Raw genomic sequence first — 13857 nt, forward strand, 5'->3', positions numbered from 1 at the left:
GAGTTATTTCCAGTACCCCATTCGCAAGCTGCATCAGAATCAAGCGCTGTGTAAGCCTCATTTTGCGATGCTCTAATAACAATTGTGTTTGCTTGCCCTTTAGCTTCAGCCAAGCAAGAATTGTTTCGAGATGTAGTAATATATTCATTATATGCCGGCAACGCGATCGCAGCCAAAATACCGATGATCGCGACTACGATCATCAATTCGATTAGGGTGAAGCCCTTTTGTGTTTTCTTCATCATAAGAAACTCTCCAGTGAGTTAACTATTAAATACATTAAGCGGTACATCCTTTGTGCCACTTGAACCCTCCCTGAGGGCTTCTCAATCCGTTGTATTAAACATAGACCAGATTTGGGAAGTTCCAAGTAAAAATTTTAAAAAATTCTAAATAAATGTGAAAAACTATGATTTGACTCACTTTTTTTGTTTAAAGGTGCAAGAATTCGATTTCTTTGCCATAGTTAGAGCAATGAAAAGAGAATTTGTTACACGTATTTTAGGAATCATCTGTGCAGGCATCGAGTAATTTGAGCGGTTTAGCGAAGCGGTTGGTTAGTGACGGTGTGTTTACAGCCGAGACTGCGCAACAGGCTCTGCTTAAAGCGCGTGCCGAGCAACGCTCGTTTATCTCTTACCTGATTGCCAATCGTGTTATCAGTGCCCGTCGTGCCGCCAGTGCTGCATCTGAAGAGTTTGGTCTGCCGGTATTGGATCTAGATGCGATCCCATTAGATGTAATCCCTAAAGATGTGGTCGATTCTAAGGTGATTGTTCGCCACCACGCACTGCCGCTGATGAAGCGTAATTCTCGTCTCTATGTGGCGATCTCGGATCCGACCAATATCAAAGCTCTTGATGAGATGCGCTTTACTAGCGGTCTTCCGACCGAAGCGATATTGGTGGAAGAGGATAAGCTGACGCGTAAGATCGAGATGGTACTCGATTCCGAGGACAGTTCTGCCTCCCTTGGCGATCTGGGTGATAGTGACTTAGATAACCTCGAAGTGAGCGATACGGAGCTGCCGAAAGAGGAGAGCAGTGCCGAGGATGCCGCATCCGATGCGCCAATTGTTCGCTTTATCAATAAGATTCTGTTGGATGCCATTAATGGTGGTGCGTCCGATATTCACTTTGAGCCCTACGAGAAGAGCTACCGTGTCCGTTCGCGCATCGATGGTATTTTACAAGAGGTCAGCTCGCCGCCTAGAAACCTGGCAGCGCGCCTCTCTGCGCGTCTAAAGGTCATGTCCAATATGGATATTGCCGAGCGTCGTGTGCCGCAGGATGGCCGCATTAAGTTAAAGATCTCAGCGAAGCGCTCTATCGACTTCCGTGTCAACAGCCTGCCGACCCTATGGGGCGAGAAGATCGTACTGCGTATCCTGGATCCCTCCAGTGCCAAGATGGGCGTGGATGCCCTAGGTTTTGAGCCAGGGCAGCGTGAGCTCTATTTAGATACTCTGGCACGTCCTCAAGGTATGGTGCTGGTGACCGGTCCAACCGGCTCGGGTAAAACGGTGACGCTCTATACCGGTTTGAACATCCTCAATGAAGAGGAGCGAAACATCTCCACCGCGGAGGATCCGGTCGAGATTAACATGGATGGAATCAACCAGGTCCATGTGAATCCAAAAGTGGGTTTAACCTTTGCCGAAGCGCTGCGCGCCTTCCTGCGTCAGGACCCGGATGTTGTCATGGTCGGTGAGATTCGAGACTTGGAGACGGCCGAGATCGCGATTAAAGCGGCTCAAACGGGTCATATGGTGTTATCAACCCTGCACACCAACTCGGCGCCTGAGACATTGACGCGTCTACGTAACATGGGGGTGGCGTCGTTCAATATTGCCACCTCAGCTACTTTGATCATAGCGCAACGCCTGGCACGTCGACTCTGCACCGGCTGTAAAAAACAGACCGATATTCCACATGAGACTCTGTTAGATCAGGGCTTTGAAGAGTCTCAACTTGCTGATCTGCACCTGTTTGAACATAACCCAGAGGGTTGTCCACGCTGTAACCGTGGCTACCGGGGGCGTGTCGGTATCTACGAGATGCTTGAAGTGACGCCGGCGGTGGCTGAGTGCATTATGGAGAATGGCTCGTCGCTCGACATCCTTGAGGTGGCGAAACGTGAAGGCTTTGCTACGCTTAGGACAGCAGGACTTAAAAAGGTTGCTGAGGGACTGACCAGTCTCGAAGAGATGAACCGCGTCATTAAGAACTGATCATTGACGCTTAATTGATTGATAGAAGTACTCTGAATGGCGAAGACCTTAGCGCGAAAAAAATACAAAGAGCCAAAAATTCTGACCTTTGCTTGGACCGGTAAAGATAAAGCCGGTAACAAGAGTAAGGGTACGGTTGATGCGTTGACGCTCTCTGAAGCGAAGATTCAGTTGCGTAAGCAGGGGATCAACTACGATAAGGTCAAAAAACAGAGCGTTTCGATCTTCTCGAACAAAGATAAACCGATTAAACCGATCGATATCGCCTTTTTCACACGTCAAATGGCCACCATGATGCGTTCGGGCGTTCCACTATTGCAGGGCTTAGATATCGTCGGTCAGGGTGCTGAGAAGGCGAAACTGAAAAAACTGATTTACGACATTCGTGCGGATGTGAATGGTGGCTCGGATCTATCAACTGCGTTGTCACGATTTCCACAATATTTTGATGATCTCTACGTCTCGTTGGTCGCTGCCGGTGAGCAGTCTGGTTCCCTAGAGGCGATGCTGGATCGCTTGGCACTCTACAAAGAGAAGAGTGAAGCGCTTAAAGCCAAGATCAAAAAAGCACTGACCTACCCAACCGCGGTTATTGTGGTCGGTATTCTAGTCACCGCGATTCTGTTGGTTAAAGTGGTGCCAGTGTTTGAGGATGTATTCGGCAGCTTCGGCGCCGATCTGCCCGCCTTTACTAAGTTCGTTGTTAATCTCTCTGAGATCGCGCAAAGCTATTGGCTCTACGTGCTAGGCCTGTTGTTTATCGGTGGCTACTTCTTCCGGCGCGGCATGATCCATTCGAAAAAGTTCAGAGACTCCGTCGAACGAACCAGTCTTAAAATCCCAGTGATCGGGGGTATTCTCTATAACGCAGCGGTTGCTCGATTTGCCCGGACACTGGCGACGACCTTCTCGGCGGGTGTCCCTTTGGTGCAAGCTCTAGAGTCCTGTGCAGGTGCGGCCGGTAACGTGGTGTTCCACGATGCCATCATGCAGATCCGCAACGGTATAGCGGCCGGACAATCCTTGAAAAATGCGATCAATATGACCGGTGTATTCCCCGTGATGACCGTTCAGATGGTCGCCATCGGTGAAGAGGCCGGTTCACTCGACTCCATGCTCGATAAAGTCGCCGAGTTTTTCGAGGCTTCCGTCGATAACGCCGTTGATAACCTATCCAGCCTGTTAGAACCGCTGATCATGGTGGTGCTAGGTACCCTGGTCGGTGGTTTGGTTGTTGCCATGTATCTACCGATCTTCCAGCTTGGGCAGGTTGTAGGAGGATAGTTTTACTATCCTCCAGTGACAGGCTTCAGCCTGTCATCTGCTGGTAGATTTTAACCGGCAATCTGGAAAACGTTGAAAGAGTGGATGTCAGGCTAAAGCCAGTCACTGATGCTTTTAGATAATTCTAATGAATACCAATCGCGGCCTTTTCAAGACCGCTCCAACAAAGTGCCTGATTCGAATCTCGTGCCAGTCGTCCCCGTCCGACTGAGAACGAGCACGGTGCTCTTTTTCGTTAAGACGTTGAAAGGATCGAGCCCCGGATGGGCGAGAGTTTCAGCGCCTGCACGGAGCAGGCTTAGAAACACGACGTTTTGTATGCAGATGATGCAGGTGCAAATCATCTGTCTGAAATGTGCCTTTCGATGTTAAAAAAAGAGTATCGCGCGCAGTGTGCCGAAGGCCGAAGGAGCGGGGTGTGTTTGATCCACAAGATGTGGTGAATGCCGAAAGTGCAGGAGCACACTTTCGGCCCTGCTTCTTCTTTGCTCACACAAAGAAGAAGGCTAGCCGACGCCAGTCGGATAGATTGCCCTTGATCTTCCCAAAACAACAACACAAAAATAGTTAGCTGGCACAGATCAAACCCATTAAAATAATGGCCTATTATTTTAACTCCGAGGTACTCTCCATGGCTGTCGGTCCTGACACTCTTCCTACGCTTCACCCTGTTGCAGGTTTCAAAATTGGTATTGCCAGTGCGGGCATTAAGAAGCCTGGGCGTCGCGATATTGTGGTGATGGAGTTTCCAGAGAGTGCGTCAGTAGCGGGCGTATTCACCAAAAATGCTTTCTGTGCGGCGCCTGTCCATTTAGCGAAAGCCAATATGGCGAAGGGTCAGGTGCGTTACTTGGTCACTAATACTGGGAATGCGAATGCCGGTACCGGTGAGCAGGGGATGGCGGATGCTAAAGCGGTCTGTGCTGAGCTTGCACAGCGCGCGGGTGTTGCCGAGTCTCAGGTGATGCCCTACTCAACGGGCGTGATCGGTGAGCCTCTGCCTGTCGATAAGATCGTTGGTGCATTAGATGCGGCATTAGCCGATCTTAAAGAGGACAACTGGTTGGATGCTGCTTGGGGCATTATGACGACCGATACCCGTGCTAAAGCAGCCTCTGAGCAGATCGAAGTGGATGGCAAAACCATCACGATTACCGGCATCTCCAAAGGTGCAGGGATGATCATGCCAAACATGGCGACAATGCTCGGCTATGTGGCGACCGATGCCGAGATTGATCAGGTCTTGTTGCAGTCGTGGATGAGTGCTGCGACGGAACGATCCTTTAACCGCATCACTGTCGATGGCGACACCTCGACAAATGATAGCTGTACTCTGGTTGCGACGGGTGCTTCTGGGGTTCGAATAGAGGCGGACAGCGCTGCAGCAACGGCCTTTGTTGAAGCCTTTAACCGTATTATGTTGCAACTCGCTCAGTTGATTGTGCGTGATGGCGAGGGCGCAACGAAGTTTGTTGAGATCCGTGTCGACTCGGCTGAAACGTCAAAAGAGGCGTTGGATGTTGCTTACACCATTGCTCATTCGCCACTGGTGAAAACCGCTCTATTCGCCAGTGACCCTAACTGGGGCCGTATCTTGGCCTGTGTGGGTCGTGCCGGCATTGAAAACCTTGATCTGGACGCGCTGCAAATCTACTTAGGCGATGTCTGCATTGTCGAGAAAGGTGGTCGAGCGGCCAGCTACACCGAAGAGCAGGGGCAGGCTGTGATGAATGAGGAGGATATTCTGATTCACGTGGTGCTCAACCGAGGTAGTGCGAGCGAGACGGTTTGGACGACTGACCTATCGAAAGAGTATGTGTCGATCAATGCCGACTACCGTTCATAAGAGACTGTTCAAATAATCGCTATGAAACAGATACTGGTTGCCGCTGCCGCAATACTGAATCTACAAGGCCAACTGCTGATTGCCAAGCGCCCCGATGATAAACACCAGGGCGGGCTTTGGGAGTTTCCGGGCGGTAAGGTAGAGGCCGAAGAGTCGGTTGAGACAGCACTTAAGCGTGAACTGCTTGAGGAGATCGGTATTGAGGTTGTGCAGTGCGAGCCTCTGGTCCGTATTGAGCACGACTACAGTGATAAATCGGTTGTCTTGGATGTCTGGGTGGTCAGCTCATTCAGTGGCGAAGCGTCCGGTTTAGAAGGCCAACCTATTGAGTGGATCAACCCTGTTGAGATGGACTCCTACCAATTTCCAGAAGCGAATCTGCCGATTATCGCCGCACTGAAAACGAGATTGGGCCTCTAATGCCTCCGTTTATTTTAGGGTTAACAGGCGGTATCGCCAGCGGTAAAACGGCCGCCGCCGATCGTTTAGAATCACTCGGTGCGACACTGGTGGATACCGATCTTATTTCGCGCGAAGTAGTAGAGCCTGGTCAGCCGGCGCTGACTCAGATTAAACAGCACTTTGGTCCCGAAGTGATTCAAGATGATGGCCGGTTGAATCGTGCGGCACTGCGTGAGAGGGTCTTTCAAGATCCTAATGAGCGTCAGTGGTTAGAGGCTTTGTTGCACCCACTGATTCGTCAAACCACTATGGAACGTGCCTTAAACGCCGAGACCCCAATCGCGTTGGTGGTTGTACCCTTGCTGTTTGAGAGCGGGCACTACCAAGAGATTGATGCATCGCTAGTGATCGATGTGCCGGTCGAGGTACAACGACAGCGAACCTTGAGTCGTGACGGTGTCAGTGAAGCTCAAGTCGATTCGATTCTTGCCGCTCAGATGGATCGTCAATCTCGAATTGATCGGGCCGATTATGTGATCAGCAATACCGGCACCCTGGATGAGCTTTATTCTCAGGTGGATGCGCTCTATCATCAGCTGACCACTCAACAAACGACATAATCCGACAGGAGCCCTTGTGAAAGTTAAATGCCCCACCTGCGAAAAAAAGGTCGAGTACTCCACCGAAAACAAGTACCGCCCATTCTGTTCAGAGCGCTGTAAGTTGATTGACCTAGGCGAGTGGGCAAGCGAGGGATACAAGGTCGCGACTCAGCCGGATATTGAGGATTTCAGTTCGGGTATGAGTCCTGAAGAGTTTGAACATACACCGACTCGGCATTGAGTTTGTTGGCAAACTCATTTAAAGCCAGAACTTTCTAATCGCCTAAAGGCGATCAACCTTACTTTTTGGTCAGCAAAAAGTAAGCAGCGCCGAAAGTGTGCTCCTGCACTTTCGGCATTCACCACATCCTGTGGATCAAACACACCCCGCTCCTTCGACCTTCGGCACGCTCCGTTCAATGATTTTTCACTGAAGTCCAATAGGACACTGCAAACCGTTAATTGCTCCTGCATTAACGGAATACATGCCTTCCATGGCAATAAGTCGGCTCCTGCCTCCGTTGCAGACTTCGGCCATCCGAGCCTCAGCCGATTGAACTCTTAACCGTGAAAAACCATCGTACTCACTCTCGATCGGACGTGGACGAATCGGCACGAGATTTGTATCTGTCACTTTGTTGGAGCGGTCTTGAAAAGGCCGCGATTGGTATGCAATAAAATTTTTTAAAAAACACCAGTGACTGGCTTCAGCCTGTCATCTGCTTTATCGGTGTTTTCCAGATTGGCAGTAAAGTCTACCTGCCAGTCACCGGCACTATCGCGATCTCTGCAAGATCACTCCTACGATGTTACTTATCTGAACTAGACCAACCGCATCGATAGATCAATCGCGCGGCAGTGCTTGGTTAGCGCACCAATCGAGATGTAATCAACGCCGGTTTCGGCGTAACTCACTAGAGTGTCATCAGTGATGTTGCCGGACGCTTCCAGTTTGGCTCTGCCATCAACCAAGGCAACCGCTTCGCGCATCTGATCGGGAGTGAAGTTATCGAGCATGATGATGTCTGCACCCGCTTCTAGGGCTTGGTTTAACTCGTCAAAGCTTTCGACTTCGACCTCCACCGGTTTGCCTGGGTGGTTGGACTTGGCTTGTGAGATGGCGGATTCAATGCCGCCGGCCGCTAGAATGTGATTCTCTTTGATTAGAAACGCATCAAACAGACCGATGCGGTGGTTGTAGCAACCGCCGCAGGTGACGGCGTACTTCTGTGCCAAACGCAGCCCCGGAAGTGTCTTGCGCGTATCTAAGAGTTTAACTGGGGTGTTGGCGACCTTGTCAGAGTACTGTTTGGCGAGGGTGGCAGTGCCTGATAACGTTTGAAGGAAGTTCAGTGCTGCGCGCTCTCCGGTCAATAGGCTTCTGGCCGAACCTTTTAGAGTGAAGAGCAGTGTGTTCGGTGCGACGGAGTCCCCATCTGCCACTTTCCAATCTACCTCTACGGTCGGATCGACCTGCTTAAAGACCTCATTGACCCAAGCACTGCCGGCAATCACCGCTTGATCGCGTGAGATGATCTCGGCTTTGGCCTGCTGGCTCTCTGGGATCAGCTCCGCCGTGATGTCACCTGTACTGACGTCCTCTTCAATTGCAAGACGGACATTCGCTTCAATGGTGGGCTTTAGGGTTTCTAGCGTTAGCATCGACAGGGACTCTTCGGGTAATATGATTTGAGCAGGTATTGTACGTGATCTTACCTGCATCGCCACTGTTAGCGGGGTTCAATTTGTCAGTTAGTTTCAGTATCGATCAGCCTTCAGGCCGGCTCATAGGCGCCGACTGGATCGCCTCGCCCAATTGTAATGAGCGACCTAGTGATGAGATCTCACTGTTGGTGATTCACAACATCAGCTTGCCGCCAGGACAGTTTAATACTCAGGCGGTAGAGCGCTTCTTTTGTAATGAGTTGGACTGCAGCGAGCACCCCTACTACCAACAGATAGAGGGGTTAGAGGTCTCTGCCCATCTGCTTATAGAGCGGACGGGGCGTGTGGTTCAGTTTGTACCATTTAACAAGCGTGCATGGCATGCCGGGCAGTCCAGTTTTGATGGACGCGAACAGTGTAATGATTTCTCGATTGGCATTGAATTGGAAGGGAGCGATGATCAACCCTTTACCGATCAGCAGTACGACCAATTGGTTCAGATCACTGAGCAACTGCTGACCCACTACCCGCTGATTACCCCACACCGAATCACCGGTCATAGTGATATTGCACCGGGACGTAAAACCGATCCGGGACCCTGTTTCGATTGGGGTCGTTATTTAAACGCCCTTTGATCACTGTCAGCTAACTAATGGGAAAAAGTCGCGACAGTAACACGGGTACAGCGGTCTCGACCCGTAAAATCCGCTCCCCAAGGTGAATGGCCTCTAGCCCCTGTTGCTGCATCAGATCGACTTCGTAAGGGATAAATCCGCCTTCAGGACCGACTGCTATCAATGTCTCTTCATCTGATGGTTCAGGGCAGAGTGAAGCGTTGTAGGGATGGGCGATCAGTGCGCGTTTCCCATTAACCAGCGCTGGCAGTTCATCCTCAACAAAGGGTTTAAATCGTTTACGGATATGCACTTTGGGCAGTTGTGTGTCGCCAGCTTGCTCTAGACCCAGAATCAGATGTTCGCGGATCGAGTCTTCTGACAGGACAGGCGTTGACCAGTAGCTCTTATCGACGCGATAGGCGTTGATCAGGTAGATCTCTTTTACCCCCATGGCGGCTAGGGTTTGAAAGGTCCGTTTCAACATTTTTGGACGGGGTAGGGCCAGTAGTAGAGTCGCTGGCAGTGGTTTGGGGGGCTCTTTTTGAAGGTCAACCTTAAGGGATACCGACTCAGAATCGATCTGATCCACTCTGGCTGAGCCAATCAGTCCATTCAGTTCGCCCGCTCTTAGGGTGTCGCCGACCTCTAGTTTTTGTACTTCAAGCATGTGGCGGTGACGACGGTCACTGATGCGCACCTCAGTTGAGGAGGTGAAATCCTCTTTTTCTAGAATCAGTAAATTCACATTAAGCCCTGACAAATTTTGTAATAGTGTACTGCAAAGCTGGGTGTGCGTGGGAACCTAGGTTATAGTGCCCGCATGTCTAAAGCTGCAGATCTGACTAATGACCCGATAAGACCGACACTGGTGCGCATGACTGTGCCGATGATGTTCGGCATGATCAGTCTGATGCTGTTTAACTTGGCAGACGCTTGGTTTGTCGGTCGCTTAGGCACTTGGCCGCTGGCGGCACTATCCTTTACCTTTCCGATTAGCTTCTCGCTGACCAGTCTGGCCATCGGTCTTGGTGTGGGGACTTCTGCAACTCTAGCTCGCCTGATCGGTCGCGGTGAGAAACAGCGAGTGGCACGTTTAGCGACTGATAACCTACTGATGGCAGTTTTGATTACTGCTGTGGTGGGCTTTATCGGGCAGTTTCTTTTGATTCCTATCGTAGAGTTGATGGGGGCTGCTGAGTATCTGATCCCTTATATAGACGCATACATGTCGGTCTGGTTCTTTGCGGCCATCTTTATGGTTCTGAACATGGTCTGTAACAGCACCTTCCGCTCGATGGGTGATACTCGCACCTCAGCCGCGCTGATGTTGGGCTCTTCAATTCTCAACTTTATCCTGGATCCCATCCTGATTTTTGGTTGGGCCGCTATTCCTGCGATGGGCATACAGGGTGCTGCCATTGCTAGCTTAATCGCTTGGGCGATCACCTCTGTGTTAGCGATTTGGGTGCTGTTCGTTCGTAAAAAGATGATCCTGCTAGGTGTGTTAGACCCAAGCGTGCTGTTTAAAAACTGGCGTGCAGTCTTAAAGATCAGTCTGCCCGCAGCTCTTTCAAATATGATGACACCCTTGGCTAACGGGATTCTGACAGCGATTGTTGCTCAGCACGGAGCAGCTGCGGTTGCAGCGTTTGGGGTAGGCAGTCGTATCGAATCTCTGGCCCTACTGGTCTGTTTGGCATTGTCGATGACATTGCCACCTTTCATAAGTCAGAACTTAGGTGCGAAACAGATCTCGCGTGTTAAGTCTGCCTACAGTGATGCGGTGTTCTTTGCACTGAGTTGGCAGCTGTTGATCTACTTGCTGTTAGCCTTGGGGGCAGGGCTTTGGGTGCCACTCTTTACCAACGACTCTGAGGTTGGTCGCTGGTTGGTTCTCTGGATGTTGATTGTACCGCTGGGCTTTGGATTTCAGGCGACCACCTTCCTCAGCTCGTCCAGCTTTAATGCTCTGCATCTCCCCTATCATGCGATGCGTGTCAGCATCGTTCGACTCTTTCTCTTCTACATTCCACTTGGCTGGCTTGGTAGCACCCTGTTCGACCTTAAAGGGCTCTTCATCGGTCTGGTGGTTGCCAATGCTCTGACGGCTCTGTTCGCTTGGTTCTGGATGATCCGTACCCTCAATAGGGTCTAATTTGACGTCATTTAGCTGTCATCTCTCTAGTCTAAATTGATTCACTACTTTGGTTCATAGTCAGTCATTAAGACTTGTCAGGTTCTAAAAAGTAGAGTAATTACTTATCTAACGTAGGGTTTTTAAAGCCTCCACGGTCTATGTTTTTCTATTTCTCTCTTACAGGGAATGGATCGCAGAACGCAAAAAGAGAGGTCAATTCCCTGCATATCAATCGCCTCATTAAGAGTCGATCACAACACAAGGGTGAATAATATGAGTCAAAAAGTCGCACTCGTTACTGGTGGTACCGGTGGCTTGGGTGTCAGCATCTGTCGTAAGTTGGCTGATGCTGGTTTTAAAGTCGTTGCCGGCTACAACTCAGGTGGTAATCACGAGAAAGCCAAAGCTTGGCAAGAGGAGCAACGCAAAGATGGCTACGAGATCGAAGTCGCTTACGGTGATGTTACCAATGCTGAGTCTTGTGCTGATTGTATTGCGACGGTTGAAAGGCTAACTGGTGGTTCAGTTGATGTCCTAGTCAACAATGCGGGTATTACTCGCGATGGTCAGTTCAAGAAGATGAGCTGGGAACAGTGGGACGAAGTACTTAGCGCCAACCTCGACAGTATGTTCCACATGACTCGCCTAGTGATTAACCCAATGCTTGAGAAGGGCTTTGGTCGCATCATCAATATCTCTTCTGTAAACGCTCAGAAGGGTCAGTTTGGTCAGGCAAACTACTCGGCAGCTAAAGCGGGTATCCACGGCTTTACTAAGGCGCTGGCGCAAGAGGTGGCTGCTAAAGGGATTACCGTCAATACGGTGTCACCAGGTTATATCCTAACCCCAATGGTGGCTAAGATTGATCAGGCAATTCAGGATAAGATTACTTCAACGATTCCGGTTAAACGTTTCGGTACACCGGATGAGATCGGTCGCACGGTAGCCTTTATTGCTGACGAAGAGTCGGGTTACATGACCGGTGCGGACTTCTCAGTGAACGGTGGTCTACACATGTTCTAATCCCTCTCTAATAGAGTTAGGGATTAATCGATGTCAGACGCAATTTTTTCAAAAGGCGTATTTAAAGGCCTAGTCAGTGCGTCTGACATCACTTTCCTTCAATTGACTTCAACGTCGCCATCCACATAGATCCATTTGTCAGCGTCACGGCGAAAATTGGATCGTTCGTGCAGTACCCCAGCTCTTCCATCGGCCGCTTTAAAGTGAGCATTGAACTCGACCTGTCCTTTTTGGTGCAGAGGTCCACCCTCATGCGTATCCAGTATCTCCAGTTTCACCCACTCGGTTGAGCGAAGCTCTTGTGCCAGCATGTTCGCTTCACCTGGTGAGCGTCGCTCTGGCGCTAAAGTATCGATCAAATAGTCCACAGCACCGACAGAGAAAGCGGTGTAGCGTGAGCGCATCAGCTTTTCAGCAGTGGGTGCGACTGCGATGCCGGCTAGATAGGGTTGGCAGCACTCTGAAAAGGGGGCGCCACTGCCGCAGGGGCAGTTTGATTCAGTAGGATTGTTTAGCATTTTTAGAACTCTCTTAGCCAGAATGGAAAGGGCCTGTTACTCTTAACGCTATTATCAGCAATTTTCATCAAGGATGCGAAGATGAGTGCGCAAAACGAGACGTTTTTTTGGCACGACTACGAGACCAGCGGAACCGATCCACAACGAGATCGTCCCATGCAGTTTGCTGGTATTCGGACCGATGCCGACCTCAATATCATTGAGGATCCTGTGATGATCTACGCTCGTCCTGCCGATGATATGTTGCCGCACCCGATGGCCTGTTTGATTACTGGGATTACGCCACAAATCGCCTTAGAGAAAGGGCTTAGTGAAGCCGAGTTCATCGCAAGGATTCATGCAGAACTTGCACGGCCGGGTACCTGCGGTGTCGGTTACAACTCAATCCGCTTTGATGATGAGGTGACGCGAAATACCCTCTATCGCAATTTCTACGATCCCTATGCGCGTGAGTGGCAAAATGGCTGCTCTCGTTGGGATATCATCGACATGTTGCGTCTCACTCGCGCACTGCGTCCCGACGGAATCGTTTGGCCTAGCTACGAAGATGGCACGCCGAGTTTGCGTCTGGAAGATCTGACCAAGGCCAACGGCATTGAGCATGGCAGTGCCCACGATGCGCTTTCTGATGTCTACGCCACTATTGCGATGGCCAAGCTGGTCAAAGAGAGACAACCCAAGCTATTTGATTATGTGATTCGTCATCGCTCCAAATTGGCGATTCAAAAACTGATCGATCCGCAAAGCATGAAGCCGGTGTTACACGTCTCATCACGTTACCCGGTAGAGCAAGGCAATATGGCGGTTGTTGCCCCGATTGCGGTGCACCCAACCAACAAGAATGCCAGCATTGTTTGGGATCTACGACACGACCCAGCCCCGCTTTTTGAACTGACTGCCGAGCAGATTAAACAGAATCTCTATCTCCCGCGCGATCAGCGTGATGAGAATACCCCTAAATTAGCTCTGAAGTTACTGCATGCCAATCGTTGCCCGATTGTGGCACCGGCCAACATGCTGCGTGGTGATGAACCGGCAAAGTTTGCCATTGATGGCGATCAATGTCGGGCGCATTTGGCGCTATTGCGCAATGAACCCAATCTCCGAGAGAAACTGATGGCGGTTTACCAAGAGGATCGCGATGCGATTGCTGACCCTGATCTGCAGATCTACTCTGGTGGCTTCTTCTCCAATGATGACAAAAAACTGATCGATCGCGTGCGTGAGGCGGATGAAGAGAGCTTGTACGAATTACAGCTGCCGTTTCAGGATCCCCGTCTAGAGGAGATGTTGCTGCGGTATAAAGCTCGAAATTTCCCAGAAACCCTAACCGATGAGGAACAGTTGAGTTGGGAGGAGTTTCGAGCGCAAAAGCTACTGAAAGGCACCGGTGGTTACCTCACCTTTGAAGCACTCTATGCAGAGCTGAATCGCATTGCTGAACTACCGGAGACTACGGCTGAGCAAAGGGCGATATTGGAAGATATCGCCCTCTATGCGGAGTCGATCTACCCCTTTGAACCTTAGAGAGTA

General features: G+C 50.4%; 13 protein-coding genes and 1 pseudogene. 10 read left to right on the forward strand and 4 right to left on the reverse strand.

The window, feature by feature from the left end; all coding sequences use genetic code 11:
* Nucleotides 1-145 precede the first annotated feature (145 nt).
* A pseudogene (locus tag XMA127_RS11755) lies at nt 146-242 on the reverse strand (prepilin-type N-terminal cleavage/methylation domain-containing protein); the annotation flags it as partial.
* Between the two features lie 272 nt (nt 243-514).
* Here XMA127_RS11755 and pilB point away from each other — a divergent pair.
* The 6 genes from pilB to yacG all read left to right on the forward strand — a co-directional run bounded on the left by pilB (nt 515) and on the right by yacG (nt 6605).
* Complete coding sequence (gene pilB, locus XMA127_RS02355; protein WP_173483874.1) at nt 515-2230, forward strand: type IV-A pilus assembly ATPase PilB; 1716 nt, start codon at nt 515-517, stop codon at nt 2228-2230.
* A 36-nt stretch (nt 2231-2266) separates the two neighbouring features.
* Complete coding sequence (locus XMA127_RS02360) at nt 2267-3514, forward strand: type II secretion system F family protein (RefSeq protein WP_173483875.1); 1248 nt, start codon at nt 2267-2269, stop codon at nt 3512-3514.
* Between the two features lie 631 nt (nt 3515-4145).
* A complete protein-coding gene (gene argJ, locus XMA127_RS02365) occupies nt 4146-5360 on the forward strand; it encodes a bifunctional glutamate N-acetyltransferase/amino-acid acetyltransferase ArgJ (RefSeq protein ID WP_173483367.1) in 1215 nt (404 codons plus the stop codon).
* A gap of 21 nt (nt 5361-5381) precedes the next feature.
* Complete coding sequence (gene mutT, locus XMA127_RS02370; RefSeq protein WP_173483876.1) at nt 5382-5780, forward strand: 8-oxo-dGTP diphosphatase MutT; 399 nt, start codon at nt 5382-5384, stop codon at nt 5778-5780.
* Entirely contained in the window at nt 5780-6382 is a 603-nt protein-coding gene (gene coaE / locus XMA127_RS02375; RefSeq protein ID WP_173483877.1) for a dephospho-CoA kinase, read from the forward strand. Before mutT ends, coaE begins: the two co-directional genes overlap by 1 nt.
* 16 nt (nt 6383-6398) lie before the next feature.
* Nucleotides 6399-6605 (forward strand): DNA gyrase inhibitor YacG, encoded by a 207-nt coding sequence (yacG, locus tag XMA127_RS02380; RefSeq protein ID WP_173480423.1) that lies wholly within the window; start codon nt 6399-6401, stop codon nt 6603-6605.
* A 581-nt stretch (nt 6606-7186) separates the two neighbouring features.
* On the opposite strand, the gene nadC is transcribed toward yacG, so the two are convergent.
* Nucleotides 7187-8026 (reverse strand): carboxylating nicotinate-nucleotide diphosphorylase, encoded by an 840-nt coding sequence (gene nadC / locus XMA127_RS02385; protein WP_173480425.1) that lies wholly within the window; start codon nt 8024-8026, stop codon nt 7187-7189.
* Nucleotides 8027-8127: 101 nt separating this feature from the next.
* On the opposite strand from nadC, the gene ampD reads away from it, so the two are divergent.
* Nucleotides 8128-8664, forward strand: coding sequence for a 1,6-anhydro-N-acetylmuramyl-L-alanine amidase AmpD (gene ampD / locus XMA127_RS02390; RefSeq protein WP_173483373.1), 537 nt, complete (start codon nt 8128-8130; stop codon nt 8662-8664).
* Between the two features lie 10 nt (nt 8665-8674).
* On the opposite strand, the gene XMA127_RS02395 is transcribed toward ampD, so the two are convergent.
* On the reverse strand, nt 8675-9391 hold the full coding sequence (locus tag XMA127_RS02395) for a 16S rRNA (uracil(1498)-N(3))-methyltransferase (protein ID WP_173480426.1): 717 nt from the start codon (nt 9389-9391) through the stop codon (nt 8675-8677).
* A gap of 75 nt (nt 9392-9466) precedes the next feature.
* Between XMA127_RS02395 and XMA127_RS02400 the strand changes: the two genes are divergently transcribed.
* Both XMA127_RS02400 and phbB read left to right on the forward strand, forming a co-directional pair.
* Nucleotides 9467-10801, forward strand: coding sequence for an MATE family efflux transporter (locus tag XMA127_RS02400; protein ID WP_254442786.1), 1335 nt, complete (start codon nt 9467-9469; stop codon nt 10799-10801).
* 255 nt (nt 10802-11056) lie between these two features.
* Complete coding sequence (gene phbB / locus XMA127_RS02405; protein WP_173483878.1) at nt 11057-11806, forward strand: acetoacetyl-CoA reductase; 750 nt, start codon at nt 11057-11059, stop codon at nt 11804-11806.
* Between the two features lie 98 nt (nt 11807-11904).
* Here phbB and XMA127_RS02410 read toward each other — a convergent pair whose 3' ends face one another.
* Nucleotides 11905-12324 carry a YchJ family protein gene (locus XMA127_RS02410; RefSeq protein ID WP_173483879.1) on the reverse strand — a complete coding sequence of 140 codons (420 nt, stop codon included), beginning with the start codon at nt 12322-12324 and terminating at the stop codon, nt 11905-11907.
* Between the two features lie 81 nt (nt 12325-12405).
* On the opposite strand from XMA127_RS02410, the gene sbcB reads away from it, so the two are divergent.
* Nucleotides 12406-13851 carry an exodeoxyribonuclease I gene (gene sbcB / locus XMA127_RS02415; protein ID WP_173483880.1) on the forward strand — a complete coding sequence of 482 codons (1446 nt, stop codon included), beginning with the start codon at nt 12406-12408 and terminating at the stop codon, nt 13849-13851.
* Nucleotides 13852-13857: the final 6 nt, after the last annotated feature.

The organism is Marinobacterium sp. xm-a-127 (assembly GCF_013283425.1).
Taxonomy (GTDB): Bacteria; Pseudomonadota; Gammaproteobacteria; order Pseudomonadales; family Balneatricaceae; genus Marinobacterium_E.